Source organism: Rossellomorea sp. NRS-1567 (assembly GCF_050467885.1).
Taxonomy (GTDB): Bacteria; Bacillota; Bacilli; order Bacillales; family Bacillaceae_B; genus Rossellomorea; species Rossellomorea aquimaris_C.
In genome coordinates this window covers 175645-190057 of the sequence record NZ_JBITPL010000018.1, presented here as the reverse complement: position 1 = coordinate 190057, position 14413 = coordinate 175645, and the positions used below count along the sequence as shown (strand labels likewise).

General features: G+C 39.3%; 20 protein-coding genes. 5 read left to right on the top strand and 15 right to left on the bottom strand.

What is annotated here, in order from left to right; genetic code table 11:
• The first annotated feature begins 281 nt into the window (after positions 1–281).
• Positions 282–1007 carry a helix-turn-helix domain-containing protein gene (locus tag ACIFOD_RS14460; protein WP_397553986.1) on the top strand — a complete coding sequence of 242 codons (726 nt, stop codon included), beginning with the start codon at positions 282–284 and terminating at the stop codon, positions 1005–1007.
• A gap of 1 nt (position 1008) precedes the next feature.
• On the opposite strand, the gene ACIFOD_RS14455 is transcribed toward ACIFOD_RS14460, so the two are convergent.
• The 5 genes from ACIFOD_RS14455 to deoD form a co-directional block, all read right to left on the bottom strand.
• Positions 1009–1944 carry an LCP family protein gene (locus ACIFOD_RS14455; protein ID WP_430315198.1) on the bottom strand — a complete coding sequence of 312 codons (936 nt, stop codon included), beginning with the start codon at positions 1942–1944 and terminating at the stop codon, positions 1009–1011.
• 116 nt (positions 1945–2060) lie between these two features.
• On the bottom strand, positions 2061–3521 hold the full coding sequence (locus ACIFOD_RS14450; RefSeq protein ID WP_430315197.1) for a S41 family peptidase: 1461 nt from the start codon (positions 3519–3521) through the stop codon (positions 2061–2063).
• A 119-nt stretch (positions 3522–3640) separates the two neighbouring features.
• Positions 3641–4225, bottom strand: coding sequence for a YitT family protein (locus ACIFOD_RS14445; RefSeq protein ID WP_430315196.1), 585 nt, complete (start codon positions 4223–4225; stop codon positions 3641–3643).
• A gap of 176 nt (positions 4226–4401) precedes the next feature.
• Positions 4402–5259: a D-alanyl-D-alanine carboxypeptidase family protein gene (locus ACIFOD_RS14440; protein ID WP_430315195.1), complete on the bottom strand. Its 858-nt coding sequence runs from the start codon at positions 5257–5259 to the stop codon at positions 4402–4404.
• Positions 5260–5407: 148 nt separating this feature from the next.
• Positions 5408–6112 (bottom strand): purine-nucleoside phosphorylase, encoded by a 705-nt coding sequence (gene deoD / locus ACIFOD_RS14435; RefSeq protein ID WP_113970961.1) that lies wholly within the window; start codon positions 6110–6112, stop codon positions 5408–5410.
• A gap of 130 nt (positions 6113–6242) precedes the next feature.
• On the opposite strand from deoD, the gene ACIFOD_RS14430 reads away from it, so the two are divergent.
• Positions 6243–6365, top strand: a complete 123-nt coding sequence (locus tag ACIFOD_RS14430; protein WP_258549720.1) for a hypothetical protein — start codon at positions 6243–6245, stop codon at positions 6363–6365.
• A gap of 17 nt (positions 6366–6382) precedes the next feature.
• On the top strand, positions 6383–6526 hold the full coding sequence (locus ACIFOD_RS14425) for a hypothetical protein (protein WP_181778227.1): 144 nt from the start codon (positions 6383–6385) through the stop codon (positions 6524–6526).
• A 75-nt stretch (positions 6527–6601) separates the two neighbouring features.
• On the opposite strand, the gene ACIFOD_RS14420 is transcribed toward ACIFOD_RS14425, so the two are convergent.
• The 4 genes from ACIFOD_RS14420 to ACIFOD_RS14405 form a co-directional block, all read right to left on the bottom strand.
• Positions 6602–6922 (bottom strand): YodL domain-containing protein, encoded by a 321-nt coding sequence (locus tag ACIFOD_RS14420; protein WP_113970960.1) that lies wholly within the window; start codon positions 6920–6922, stop codon positions 6602–6604.
• Positions 6923–7015: 93 nt separating this feature from the next.
• On the bottom strand, positions 7016–7789 hold the full coding sequence (locus ACIFOD_RS14415; RefSeq protein WP_430315194.1) for a sporulation protein: 774 nt from the start codon (positions 7787–7789) through the stop codon (positions 7016–7018).
• Between the two features lie 17 nt (positions 7790–7806).
• Positions 7807–8610 (bottom strand): serine/threonine protein kinase, encoded by an 804-nt coding sequence (locus ACIFOD_RS14410; RefSeq protein WP_430315193.1) that lies wholly within the window; start codon positions 8608–8610, stop codon positions 7807–7809.
• 21 nt (positions 8611–8631) lie between these two features.
• Complete coding sequence (locus ACIFOD_RS14405; protein WP_397553979.1) at positions 8632–8796, bottom strand: hypothetical protein; 165 nt, start codon at positions 8794–8796, stop codon at positions 8632–8634.
• 105 nt (positions 8797–8901) lie between these two features.
• Here ACIFOD_RS14405 and ACIFOD_RS14400 point away from each other — a divergent pair, with 105 nt between their 5' ends.
• Positions 8902–9993 (top strand): DUF2515 family protein, encoded by a 1092-nt coding sequence (locus ACIFOD_RS14400; RefSeq protein ID WP_430315192.1) that lies wholly within the window; start codon positions 8902–8904, stop codon positions 9991–9993.
• 127 nt (positions 9994–10120) lie between these two features.
• Here the strand turns inward: ACIFOD_RS14400 and ACIFOD_RS14395 are convergent, their stop codons facing one another.
• Positions 10121–10297, bottom strand: coding sequence for a YozD family protein (locus ACIFOD_RS14395; protein WP_148969368.1), 177 nt, complete (start codon positions 10295–10297; stop codon positions 10121–10123).
• Positions 10298–10420: 123 nt separating this feature from the next.
• Between ACIFOD_RS14395 and ACIFOD_RS14390 the strand changes: the two genes are divergently transcribed.
• Positions 10421–10591 carry a hypothetical protein gene (locus ACIFOD_RS14390; RefSeq protein WP_397553977.1) on the top strand — a complete coding sequence of 57 codons (171 nt, stop codon included), beginning with the start codon at positions 10421–10423 and terminating at the stop codon, positions 10589–10591.
• Here the strand turns inward: ACIFOD_RS14390 and ACIFOD_RS14385 are convergent.
• The 5 genes from ACIFOD_RS14385 to ablB all read right to left on the bottom strand — a co-directional run bounded on the left by ACIFOD_RS14385 (position 10575) and on the right by ablB (position 14346).
• Positions 10575–11234 (bottom strand): hypothetical protein, encoded by a 660-nt coding sequence (locus ACIFOD_RS14385; RefSeq protein WP_113970955.1) that lies wholly within the window; start codon positions 11232–11234, stop codon positions 10575–10577. The genes ACIFOD_RS14390 and ACIFOD_RS14385 overlap by 17 nt on opposite strands.
• Before the next feature lie 145 nt (positions 11235–11379).
• The gene (locus tag ACIFOD_RS14380) at positions 11380–11604 is read right to left on the bottom strand and encodes a YozE family protein (RefSeq protein ID WP_113970954.1); all 225 of its coding nucleotides are present in this window, start codon (positions 11602–11604) and stop codon (positions 11380–11382) included.
• Positions 11605–11710: 106 nt separating this feature from the next.
• Positions 11711–12001 carry a YokU family protein gene (locus ACIFOD_RS14375; protein WP_397553976.1) on the bottom strand — a complete coding sequence of 97 codons (291 nt, stop codon included), beginning with the start codon at positions 11999–12001 and terminating at the stop codon, positions 11711–11713.
• Positions 11994–13421 carry a lysine 2,3-aminomutase gene (gene ablA / locus ACIFOD_RS14370; RefSeq protein ID WP_397553975.1) on the bottom strand — a complete coding sequence of 476 codons (1428 nt, stop codon included), beginning with the start codon at positions 13419–13421 and terminating at the stop codon, positions 11994–11996. Before ablA ends, ACIFOD_RS14375 begins: the two co-directional genes overlap by 8 nt.
• A 91-nt stretch (positions 13422–13512) precedes the next feature.
• Positions 13513–14346, bottom strand: coding sequence for a putative beta-lysine N-acetyltransferase (gene ablB / locus ACIFOD_RS14365; protein ID WP_397553974.1), 834 nt, complete (start codon positions 14344–14346; stop codon positions 13513–13515).
• Positions 14347–14413 lie beyond the last annotated feature (67 nt).

Genomic DNA, 14413 nt, shown 5'->3' with positions numbered 1-14413 from the left:
GGGTGCAGCTCATAAGCTGAGGAGGCTCGGCCGAACGCAAGCTGCAAGCACTCACTAATGGACAGAGTCAAAGCAGACCTTATGTTAAAAAACAAACTTTTGGAAAAGAGCGATTATAAAAAGCGTTTTATTATCTTTACACGCATAGAATGAATTAAAGAGGAATTGGGTCATCTATGATCGTTTATGGATGTTATTTGTTTCTTTAATTTATCATTATTGACCGTTCCGTTTCGGCAGAATCAATACACTTGTGAGTACTATAAAAGGTGGGGTTGTCATTGTACTATGAGAAGATCGTTCCGCTTAAGTTAAGGGACTTTTTGAAGAATCCTTCTCATGAAACATTGAAGGATCTGTTGCTTCATAATACGGGTGAAACGGATTACGTGGATTTCAAATCAGATTGGATTGAATTCACAAAGATGGCGAAGCATATTCTGGCTATCTCCAATACAGGAGGCGGATGCATCATTATAGGAGTGATGCAATTTGATGATGGATCGTTAGATTTAAAGGGGTTGTCAGATGAGGAATTTTTAGATAAAGCAGATGTTGATAATAAACTACAGCATCTGCTCCCTAAATATTTACGTTATCGCACCGAGGACTTCATTTTCCCTAAAGGGATTCACCCTTTGTTGAACTTAAAACGATTCCAGGTTCTCATCATTGATTATGATCCACGATACGTTCCCTACACCTCTATTGTGACAAGAGGTGAATTAAGGTATGGGGCCATTTATGCCAGGCAAGGGACGAAGACAATCGAAGCCAGCCACGAAAAATTGGTGGACGTCATTCTCCGCAAAGTCCAGTCAGGTGGATCGGACAGTGATGAGCGTACATTAAAAGAACATCTGGAACACCTTAAAATTCTGCATGTGGAACATGATCAAGCGGAAGATCCGAAGTACAAGAAATATTTACATGATTTGATTGTAAGAAAGATGAAGAAGATAGAAACTTTCCTGGACCTGGATTCTTCCGAGTTTCATTCTTGGTAAATCACTCAACCGTTTTCAGAAACTCACGGATGGCTTCTTGATTCTTCTGTTCATCCATGTCTAAAACCTGTCCTGCATTCACTGTAGAAAGATCCGTAAAGCTTCCTTCTATCGGTACTCGAAGTGTGTCCACAGAGTTTACGGGATTTAGCATTAATGACATTCCATACTTAATCACTTCACTCATTGGTGTAGAGGTTTCTACGTTTTTTAAGCCTTCTCTCATAATGGAAACGACGGTTGTAATTCCTTCTCCAGACTGCATTTGCTCCATTAGACTTTTTTCTGCTAACGAAATGATTTCCTGCTGTCTCTCCACTCGTCCAAAATCACTATTTATGTCTCCCCTAAACCTTACAAATTGTAAGATTTCTTCTCCTTTTAACACTTGTTTCCCGGGATCCTTTGACCATTTCCAATACTTGATCATCGGTTCTGACACTGTAACCCCGACCCCTTCTGGAAAAACGAGATCCATTACGTTTATGAAATCATTAAAATCTACTTTCACGGTATGGTGAACCTCTATGTTGAAATTACTTTTTATCGTTTCAGCCAGGAGCTCTTCTCCACCCCACGTATACGCATGATTGATTTTGCTCTTTTCATATCCAGGGATGTTTACAAATGTATCCCTCATGATGGAAACGATCTTCATGGATGTTGATTGCGGAGTATATTGAGCAACCATTAAAACATCTGCACGGGCAGGTTCGTCATTTCGTTGATCTGAACCGATTAGAAGTACATGAACAGGAGATTTTTTATCTTGAAGCACTAAAGGAAAAATCGATTCATCTTTTTCATCTAAGAAATGCTTTTGCGATTGAACTTCTTCTTTTGGTGCAGGTTGTTCTCTCCCACCCCAGAAAGGTGAACAACTTACAGCAATGAATACAGAAAATAATAAAGTCAGCAGTAACGCTGTTTTTTTCATAAGATCACCTCATATATACTCTCATTGTTGGTACATCTCATATATTCTATACGAGTAAGAAGAACCCAATAGCCAAAAAAAAAAGATCTCAGGTGCTTTCACCTGAGATCTTCCACTTAATTATTTTTGGTTAACTCTTCGATCGCTTTTTTCACTTGCGGATCGTTTTCTTTTAGTTTTTCTCGAAGATTGGACATAAGCTTAACCGTCGTCTCAGCATTTAACGTTCCAGTTACCTCTAGTTCATTCTTTTCCTGGAACTGCTTAACCGCTTTTGTCGTATCTTCATCATAATATCCATCAACGTTTCCTGGATTCAAGTCCAGTGCATTGAGCATCTGCTCTGCTGTTTTCACCTGATCGGATAAGTCTGATTCCTTCAGTTCCTTTTCAGGATTGATGTATGGAAGTTGTGCATATTCCGGCATCTTCACTTCAATATCGGGGGTGATCCCCTTTTCATGAATCCAATTGCCATCTGGCGTCAACCATTTAGCCGTTGTAAACTTCATGTTTGATCCATCTTGGAAGGTTTCCGCTGTTTGGACTGTTCCCTTACCAAAGGTTTTCGTTCCAACAAGGGGAATATCATTTGACTCACTTACAGCTGCTGCTAAGATTTCGGCAGCACTTGCGCTTCCACCATCCACTAGCACAGCTGTAGGCACATCTACCTTCTGCCCTGATTCAGAAACGTACTTTTCCACTTTACCGTTGCTGTCTTCCACTTGGAATAAAACTTCACCTTCAGGAACAAACAAGTTAGAGATTTTCACAGCTTGATCCAGTAATCCACCTGGATTTTGTCTTAAATCAAGAACAAGTTTTTTCATGCCTTTATCGTTCATTTCATTTAAAGCTTCCGTTAATTCTTTATACGTATTCTCCGAAAAGCTCGTAATTTGGATTTCAGCTACACCATTTTCTTTCATTTCTGCATAAACCGTTTCAATTGGAATTTCATCCCTTGTAATGGTTACTTGCATTGGCTTATCCTGACCTGGTCGTTGAATGGTCAGTGTAACCTTTGTCCCTTTTTCACCACGAATGAGGAGAACCGCATCGGTGACAGACATTCCTTGAATACTTTTGTCATCCACTTTCGTGATTGTATCGTTCGGCTGTAATCCGGCTTTCTCTGCCGGAGAACCTTTTATGGGAGATACGATGGATATATATCCTTCTTTCTCCTGAATTTCTGCACCGATCCCTTCGAAAGAAGAAGAGATGCTTTCCTGGAACTTTTCAGCTTCTTCTACATTCATATAATCAGAATAAGGATCTCCCACACTATCAATCATCCCATTAATAGCACCGTTTACTAAGGTGTCCTGATCAAGGTCTTTAAAGTAATTTTCATTTAACTTATCATACGCTTCATAAAGTTTTTGAAATTCAGAACGTTCGGTTACCCCTACATTTACTGCCTTCTCGTCTCCAAAGGCAAGTGCAAATGTTGTAATTCCTGCAGTTGCAAATACAAGGAAAAACAAGAGCATAACAAATTTAAACTTCTTCATTTTTATAAAACTTGAATGGGTTTCTTGTTGTGACTGATCTGTCTTATCTTGTTCCAAAGCTTCCACCACTTTCGTTGCTATGTATCTTGTGTGAATTTACCGACTACACTATCACGAAACAGCTATATGAGCAATCTTCCATCTCATAGCTTCTTTATTCTATCAGCTTTTCAATATTAACGAAAGGAAAATCCATTGTCATGATTATGATGTGTCAAAATCGTTGTAAAAAACCCTACTGTACTGACAGCAAATAAAGAATATAAGAAAGACTCCGTACCGATGATCGGCCAGCCAACCACCAGCACGATGCTATCAAAAGCAAAGATTAATTTCCCCACATTCATTTGAAAACTTTTTCCAATCAGTTGAGCCAATAAATCAGATCCTCCCGTGGCGGAGTTTCCTTTTAACATAAGGCCGATTCCAATCCCAACACATGTCCCGCCTAAGAAGGCGCTCATAAGCGGGGGAAGAGTGAGAATATTCTTCCACTGATGAAAAAAGTCTATCATTAACGAGGATAACCAGAGACCGTGAATACTATTATAGAAAAGTTTTCTGTCCACATAAAAAGCCAGAATATATAACGGGACACTCAGTAAGATAATCGTGAGCCCCGGCTTAAAACCAAACCAATAATGGGCAATCAGGCCAATCCCAATCATACCCCCATCCAGGAAATGATGTGGCACGAAAAAGAGATTGATACCGATCCCTACAAACACACTTCCTATGATAATAATGCTAAAAGTCCTCATCATGCGTCTCACCCGCTCACCTCAAACTGGGACAGCCCCTATTATTGTTGTATGTGAACTCGTGAGAAAACAGAACAACCCCAGGGCGGAATAGATTTCATCAGAGACTCCAATATGAATCACAAGTGACACAGAAAAGGGTCAGAAGCCTAAAGCCCCTAACCCTTGAAAAATCATTATATCTTTTTCACATTATTGAAATATTCCTCTAAAGACCAATCATTTTCATGAATGACTTTGGCAGCATCCTTACCAACATACCTATAATGCCAAGGCTCATATTGATATTGTGTAATGGAAACCTTATCTTTAGGGTAACGAAGGATGAACCCATATTTATAGGCGTTTTCAGCAAGCCATTTCCCTTCCTTCGTATCGGCAAATTCAATGTTTACCTGGAAGTTATTACTTTGACTTGAAATATCCATGGCTAAACCGGATTGATGCTCACTTTGTCCCGGAGGAGCCACTGCCATTACGGCTTTTTCTTCTCCGAATTGAGCAATTTCTCTTTCCAGCAGCATTTTTTGATATTCATATGAACGATAACCTGAAATAGCCGTTAGTAAAATCCCTTGTGATTTGGCGTCAGCGAACATTTTCTCAAGCTGCAATGCCGCTTCTTGACGAAGATATGCCTTTTCAAGTTCTTGATTACCAAATACAAACGGAACATTTGGGCGAACCAAATCATTTGGTTTGTATTCATCTAATGCATATTCCTTATTCACAAGAGCTAAAAGGTTGGATGGATTTTGAATCACTTGTTTTCCATCCACTACTTTCACATCGTTAAAGTAGTGAGACTCTAATTGTAGTTCTGGCGGAACCGCTTCTTCCTCTGAAGTCGAAGGTTGTTCTTGTTCCGGTTGTTCATCCTGCTCCGGTTGTTCTCCTGGGGATTGCTGCTTAGGTTTCTCTTCTTTTGTTTCTTGTTGTTTCTGGCCAAATAAATTCTCTGACCAATCTTGTACTTGCGAACATCCCGATAACATAATCAAGGAAGCAGTCGTTACGAAGATGATCTTTTTCATACTTTCACCTAGTTTCTCTAAAATGGTTCCATCCTTCATCTTATCATGTAATCAGATTTCTGTAAGCAGGACAAACTTCACAAAATGAAAAACTGCCTATAAACCCGGAAGTGGGAATGTAAGCAGTTTCTTTTAATAATAGTTGAATCTACTCTTGAATAGCAGCTTCCAATGCAACTTCGATCATTTCATTGAATGTTGTTTGACGCTCATCTGCTGTCGTTTCTTCACCTGTTAAGATATGGTCACTCACTGTAAGTACAGATAATGCATTGCGTCCATATTTTGAAGCTAATGTATATAGAGCTGACGTTTCCATTTCAATGGCCAGAATACCGTATTGAGCCCATTTTTCGTGCTCTGCATTGTCATTGTAGAACATGTCGGCAGTAAATACATTTCCGACCTTTAAGTTAAGGCCTTTTTCCACACCGGCATCATAAGCACGTTTAAGCAGATCAAAGTTAGCTGTCGGAGCATAGTCAATCCCGTTAAACGTTAATCGATTCATTTGAGAATCAGTTGATGAGGTCATAGCCAGAATGACGTCACGAACTTTAACATCCTTTTGGATAGCTCCACAAGTACCGACACGGATCAGGTTTTGTACGTTATAGCTTTGCATCAATTCGTTGATATAAATGGAAATGGAAGGTACGCCCATGCCTGTTCCTTGAACCGAAATTCTTTTTCCTTTATATGTCCCTGTGTACCCAAACATATTACGAACCTCATTATAACATGTTGGGTTTTCTAGAAATGTTTCTGCAATGTACTTTGCTCTTAGTGGGTCTCCTGGTAATAAAACCGTTTCTGCTATTTCATTTTCTTTTGCATTAATATGTATACTCAATTTACTTTTCCTCCTAACAAGTCTGTTGAAACACCATTGTAATCCTTTTTTATTTCTTATGCAACGCTTGAAAATGGAAGGATAGAAAGCAGTGCATGGGGTCAAACTAACGACAGAAGGAGGGATTCACATGGCAAAAGAAAAAATGAGTAAGAAATTGAAGCAAGCAGTACAACATGCAAATGAAACAAACCCTTCTACCCGATCCGGGACACAACCTAACTCTTCAAGAACTGAAAGACTTAAATCATAACGGGGAGGGAGATTGCTATGGGTAAAAAACACAGAAACAGAATCAATGCTCCTAAGAAAAATAACCATATTCCAAAAGAAGCCCTGGAAGCAGAGCACAATGCACATGCGAAGGAAAATTCAGCTCAGAACCGAAAAAACGGTCCGGGTAATCACATATAAGGAATTCCAATTAAATAAAGGAAAGAATCTTCCCTTGAGGAAGATTCTTTCCTTTTACTTTTCGTTGTTCCCTATTTAATGAATCAAGATCCGGTTCACTCTTTTCCATCCATTAGGCTGAAGACGGTAATAATAATGACCTCTCCGCCCCTCGTCAATAAAGATAATATCACGTGTAGCAATGTATCTGCCCTGATAATCTTTAGGAACCAAATCTGGTACGTTAAATGTTCTGAACGTTTTATACAGGGCTTCTTCATGATTATTTGCTTCAACCGAGATTCGATATACCTCTTCATAGCCTTTATCCTCTCCATACTTTGGAGTTTGGAAAATGGTCATGTCATAGGTCGATCTCAAAAGCTTAGGACGAATGATTTTTTCAAGTAAAGGCATGAGTACCCCTCCGTCATTATGTTGTACTCATACTATTACACATAGACCTTGTCGAATCCTTCAAGGAAACATAGGAATCTTTGTCGAATTGCTTCATTGAGTGAATTTATTAATCACATCTTGCAGTTTTGATGAAAGATGAGGGATATCTGACGTTCTAATGGTTAGTCTAACCATGGATTCGTCCATTTCAAGAGCTTCTGCTAAAAATCCACCTAACCCTCTTGCCCGTCGATCCACTTCCAGAAGCAGATCTACTTGTTCTTCAGATTGATTCAGGAACATCACTTCAAGTTCATCTAATTTTCGTTGATATGGACCATCGACCGGCACGAATTCGAATTCCTGTATGAATGGATAGCGACCTCTGTAGCGGCGTGGTGCCTGCTCACATTCAACCTTACGAATCCTGAAGCCCAGTTCCTGAACAGATTTGAGCACCGCATTCGTCAATCCATTCGGAACGATTTCAATATAATCTTTGTCTTTAGGATCAACTGCATTTTTAATATCCAAACCAGTGGCTACCCACACCCTTGTATTTCCATACGTGATTGGAGTTTCAAATGGTAAGGTAAAGGTAAAAGGAAACTCTTTCTTTTCATTTTCACCGATGGTAAACGGCTCGGATATTTGCACTTTTTGAATGGGAGCATAATCAGTATACTTTTTGTCATCTGATTCACGAATATATGTAGTAAAGAGAGTTAAATAGATAGAATCGATGTTTTGATCTGCGCTTCCTCCTGTAATTTCTACTATACCCTTTGCTGTTTCCCCTGCTTGATAGCTTGATTTTTCTAATTTTGTATCTACTGTAGCCGCTCCGATTCCTATTGAAGCAAACACTTTGTTAAAAAAAGACATATGATTTTCCTCCTCGATTATCGTTCTTGTAATGTGTCAATCACTCGGTATAATTCCTCCAGAATCTCTTCAGCGTCCCTAAACCCTGAATCAATCTGCAGAAGTCTTCTGATCACCATCCTGGTATCATGATGAATGGCAAGTTCTTCTTCCCAGCTTCTCTCCTTTTTCATCGTCGGTTCATAAGAAGAATACAATAAAAACAACAGAAAATGCCCGATTGCGTAGAAATCACTCAGCTTCGATTTATCCCTCATATAATCCTTCTGTTTCCCTGGGATAGTCTCTGGTGTTGCATTCATTTCACAAGCAAGGCCAAAGTCTATTATTTGAAGCGTTCCATGATCCAGTAGAATATTAGGGATTCTTAAGTCTCTGTGAACGAATCCATTTTCATGGATCCATTGAACGAGGATAACCAATTGTACACCTAACTTTAGTGATTCTCCCTCTGAGTATTTTTTTCCTTCCTGAAAAATTAACTCCTCAAATGTTTGACCGTCCATTTTTTCCATAACGAAATAAGGAGTCTTCCTATACTCACCTGCTGTATAAACGGATGGAAACTGAGGATGAGATAAAGTTTGTAGTGCATTCATTTCATTTTGAACATATTGGACGTAATTAGAAAATAACTTTTTGTAAGGGCGAATTCTTTTTAATATGGCTTCTTTTCCACTCGAGTGGTCGATGACCGAGTAAGTTGTACCATAGCTTCCTTTTCCAACTAATCGGATGATATGGTAGCCATGGATGTTTTCCCCAGGTTTCCACGTCTGTTCAAAGCCATCGATCAGTCTTCGAAAAAGCGTGAGTGGCATATCCCAATTCCTCTCATTCCATTAGCTGCTATAAAAGCTGGAAAAAAAGCTTTTACTCTTATGCTTCTTATAATGCTGATGTCCAAAATGTTTATGTTTAGGTGATTTATGCTTTCTCCACGCATCACTGGAGCTGTATCGATGATGTTTCGAACCTAACAGGCTTTTGATTATTTTCTTTAACATAAGCAAACCTCCCCAAAATGTTTCTATTCCACTTGTATTACTATATACGTTTCATTTTGAAATTAGTTTCAAACATAAAAAAATATCTTGTGGGAGCGTGGTCCCTTGATTTATTCACCGTTTCAGAAGTTTTTAAACCTTATCAAGACTGGGAACAATGACCATACGAGGCCGCTTCTTAAAGAGGAATCTATTTGTGAACTTTATAATCAAGCAATCCAAGATCCTGCTCCGATTGTTTATTTCCATCAGGATCTTGAACTGTATGAACGGATTGTCATGAAAGTAAGGGATGCTAATCTCAATAACGTAACAAGAACTGCAAGTTACATTGATTTTTTCAATAAACACCCTGAAATCCACTGGTCGTTTCTTGCTCATATGGTATCCAGGAATGCTGGCTATCATATGACCGACATTCGAAATAACCTGATTTCACACGTCTTGTCCAAAAAAGAGCAAAATGCGTTTTTCTCATTTCTCGAGTTGTGTAACGCAGCCATTTTTCAAGATGCGTATCCTCAACTATTACTATATGAACATTGGAAAAGAACGGGGCATCCTTCTTTTCATCTTCTAAAAAAATTCAACGTTTCCATGTTCATGAAAAGTATATGGAATGACTTTCTTACAACGGGTAATAAACAAGTTTTAACCATAGGGCTCATCATGAATGAACAGCATATGATTCAAAAGAGAATATTAACAGGTATGAAGAAACCAATTGGAGTGGATGAATGGCTTTTCCTGTTGCAGGATCGTTTAGAATTCACTTCTATTCTCTTCCCATATGGAAAACAATCCCCCTTCTCTCTAGCCGGGCTTTCTGTCTCTCACTTTGAGCAGGTTAAGCGCAGAATTCTGTTAGGCAAGAGGTTATACGGAATTTTATTTCATCACTCTGTCTTTCCTACTGCATACTCATTTGCGATTCACCATTGCCACAGCGGATCGAGATCGGATTACTGGCCTCACATTTATTCGAAGGAAAATAAAAAAAACCGTTTATATAGTCCCACTTTATGTTCTGTTTGGGATAACATGCCTTCTTTCACACTCTCTTCGTCTGACTGGTTTACTGACCAGAATATCGAAGTGATGGCACCTCTTATGACGGTGAAGATACCTGATCGTTTTTCTATGACCAAAAAATGGAAAGAACTGACCTCATTTCTTGTGAATCTAAAGAGGGATTAACTCAAAATAAAGTGCCTCCATGTTTTTCTAGAACCCGAAAAACATGACAGACACTTAAGAGTTAATCCCCATTATGTGAAAGGACATTCCTTACGATGTGACTTCCATTTCGATGGTTGAAAAGATCCTATACATCTTCTTCCCATTCTTCATCAATGATACATTTGGCAATCAGATACTCGAATGTGATATCCGCTATTTCTTCCAGCTCATCTTCTGACGGTACATATCCTCTTTGAACGAGTTCTTTCATGAAGAACTCGGCAATTTCCTCGGTGTCGATAAAGACTTCTATCTCCCGCATGTGATCGCCCCCTTTGATTCTCAATTTATGACAGAATGCTTCCAGTTATGCTATGAGAAAAAAGTTTTCATAAGACTTAAAAGACAAGCATAGACTTTATCATCAAAGATAAGGAGCGATTCGATGCTAAACACATTTACTCAAAAAACGAAAACGATGTTAAAAGATTTAGAAAATGGTGAGGGAATGATTGTTTCAGGAATGCAGTGGATTCTTCGCGTTGTATTGCTATCATTTTTAATCATAAGCGTTCCCGTTTTTTTGTATATCATGTGGCTTATTCCTTCTCTTTAACAATAGATTGTGAGTTTGTATGAGTTTTCAATTGTTCTAACACATAGTCCATCTTATTCTTATATTTAGTATCTTCAAAGAGAAGATACAGTGCTTTGTAATCATTATAATGGTCCAGAAGCTGATCAATCCAACTTGGCTTTGGGTGAGCAGGTGAACGAAGGGATTTTATTTTGCCTTCTTTTTTCTGCGGAAATACGAATCCGTATTTCTTAATAAAGGCCTCTGCTTGCTCTTCATCTGCAACTAAGGTGATTTCATCTTCGTCTGCTTCCAACCACTCTCCATCTGTAATTCTCATTAACTCATAAATAACATCTTCCCAGGCATCGTCCTTATAACGCCATATTTCCGTCCTGAATCCTACCACCTTAAAGAGATCTTCTTCATACCCCTTGACAATAACAAGATCTCCGAATAAAAATTTATATTCAATATCGATCTGTTCCTGTTCAAAAATGTATCCATCATAAGAATCAAGCAATTCTAATGATTTCTCCTTGAAAAGCCCTTCACTTTCGTTTACCTCATATAGAAACTCTCCATCGAGTTTCTTAATATCGGTGATTTTCCCGACAGTACCATAAATTGTTACGACTACCGTTTCTCCAACTCTGAATCTAGGCTCTTTTCGTTTCTTCATTCTCCCCTCACCCTTAATCGCCTTTTTTATATGATATGCAACAACAAGCATATCGGTATACACGAAAAGCCTTTTTAAAAATGGACCGACATTTGTTTAGAACAAATGTCGGTCCATTGGCTTCATTGGCTTTAAGGTTATTTAGTTACACTTTTTCTTCTAATAAATAGGCGTCCCATGCCATATCGAAAATGGACATACTTTCAAGATAATGACCATTCATTTCAAGGTAAGAACTAATCTCATGGTATTGCTTTGATTGTTTAGGAAAGCTATGATCATCATAAGCCGAATTTGCGAAATGAGTTAATTCATCCTTGGCAGTAGGCTGCCTGTATTTCATTAAATAATGATAAAAGGATTTTCTCACCTGTTCCACCTACCCTTGTTGTTTCTTTTCTAAAAGGATAGCCGAAGAAGGTGAATTCGTAAAGTTTTTGCTCTAGTTGAGTGCTTTTCCCCTGTATGACTCACGGTTAATACCGAAAGTAATTCTTCTTTAGTAACCGGGGAAGTTCCATTAAATCTGTGTACGTGATCACTTTATCGATTAATTTGGTATCGATTAACATAAGCTGGTCTTCTATTTCATTGATGACCTCTTCTTCCTGATACTCCATTCCACAATGACTGCAGCTCATACTGGGGACATTCGAGATTTGAATCGCTCTTGAACCATCAGGGAGCTCCCAATACACGTTCGATTTTCCCTCATGAGCTGTCTCTTCTTCACACCATTCGCACACTTTTGTATTATTTTTATCCATTGATGGTTTTTTCCTTATCATCATTTTTATCTTTTTCCATTTTTGATAGCATCGCTTTATGCTTCTTTTCTTTAAGCTGATCTCTCTTTCCTCTAAAGTCCTTAAGGGAATTGTGATCCGGATTTTCCTGGTATTCCTTTCGCCGTTCCAAACGCTTTAGTCCACTCGGGGTGAGGGAAGAATGGGTTTGATTCATCAAGCCGGCAATTCCAATGGTAGGCTCTTTAATCTCTTCATCATGATACACTTCTTTAAAGTAATCATCTGCCCTGCCTGCTACGTATTCTTCCGGTTCCGGATAGGTGGAGATGACTCCTTCAAAATTACGGACGACCACTTTAGAAGCACTTTGAGAAATAAGGTAATTCGGTTGCAGGGAAATTTTCCCTCCACCACCTGGGGCATCCAATACAAAGGTCGGTACGGCATAGCCGGATGTATGCCCCCTTAAGCCTTCGATAATCTCCAGTCCTTTGGAAACAGGTGCGCGGAAGTGGCCGATTCCTTCTGATAAATCGCATTGATAAATATAGTATGGACGTACCCGGATCTTAACAAGATCGTGCATTAGCTTTTTCATAATAGGCACACTGTCGTTTATACCGGCGAGAATAACCGCTTGATTCCCTACAGGAACCCCTGCATTTACGAGCATCTCACACGCTTTCTTGGACTCTTCCGTAATTTCGATCGATGTATTAAAGTGAGTATTCAACCACACTGGATGATATTTCTTCAAGATATTACACAGGTTCTCGGTAATCCGCTGTGGAAACACGACGGGCGCCCTCGTTCCAATCCGGATGATCTCAACATGTGGAATATCTCTTAAGTTCTTTAAGATGTATTCAAGAATCTGGTCATTAATCAGTAGACCATCCCCACCCGATAGCAGTACGTCTCTTACAGTGGGAGTCTCCCGTATATATTCAATGGCCGCATCAAGTTGCTTCTTTGGTACGCCCATTCCAATTTGTCCCGAAAACCTTCTTCTCGTACAGTAACGGCAGTACATGGAGCATTGATTGGTTACGAGAAATAACACTCTGTCAGGATATCTGTGCGTCAATCCGGGAACAGGAGAATCTTCATCTTCATGTAAAGGATCCTCCAGGTCATACTTCGTTTTATGAATTTCCTGACCGATCGGAACGGATTGCATCCGGATAGGACAGCGCGCGTCATCCTCATTCATTAACCATGCATAATAAGGAGTAATATTAAGGGGGATCGTTTTAGTCGAAATCCTTACACCTTCCTCTTCATCCGGTGTCAGATTTACCACTTTCTTTAAGTCATCAAGGGTCCTGATGGTGTTTGTCAGCTGCCATAACCAATTATTCCATTGTTCATCCGTTACGTCTTTCCAAAGCTCAATATCTTTCCAATCCCTTTTCGGTTTATAGAGATTCATTTTCATCTACTCCACCAACTTTCCAAAAGTATCTTTCCACCAGGAACAAAACTATACATTAGCCTATGAAATAGAATCCCAATCGGTTTTCATCCTTTTACATTACACTCAAGTCTTTTTCCCAAATGTTCATATCTTCCATTTTGTCGAAGATGATGCAATTGTTCGCCAGTCTTCCACCGTATCGATATCCGAGCTGGTGGAATACCGCATTCATACCAAATGAAAGTGCCCTGGCAATCGTATAGGCACAGAAAATGTCGCGGTTAAGCAGTTCACATTCCAATTTTTGGATCAGATGCTTCATATACCCGCCTTTACGATAGGAGGAGCGTGTAGCACAATCCGTCAATTCAGCGTTCTTACAGGTTGAAGATACATCGGCAGAAGCAGCACTGATGATTCTTCCTTCCTCCTCGATATAAACAAAGATTGTCCCACTTTTCATTGACTCTCTCACATAGTCGGGATTGTGTAATGGTACAGGATATAGCTTAAATACTTCCTGATAAAGGTCGGCCAGCTGCCCTGCATGGTCTTGGGTCGCGACGGAAATCGGTTTAGGACCTCCGTTTTCGTGTCTGCCGAGCTCCTGGACGGATTGAAGAATGGCATCCTCATCCCTCCAGTACGAGCTATTTCTTCTTTCATCCGTTAAAAACTTACTCATAAAAAATGCTTTATCCCCATTAAAGTAAGCGTTTACTCCCCCCTCCAGGATGAACCCTTTTTCGAAAAAAAAGAGAGATTGATCCCGTCTTGCTTTCACAATTACCTTTTCATAAAGATTGGACTGAGTTTCTTTCTTCACATACTCCCACAGTAATACCGGGTTCCCTCTAAACTCATCCACCCGCAGCCTTCTGTTATAGCCATCTTTATAAATGACAGCTTCTATCTTCGGTTTTTTAATATATTCGTATGTCTGCATTCTCATAAGCCCCTTTTTTACCAACATATGAAGTGATAAGGTAAGTTATGAAACAAACCATTATAAA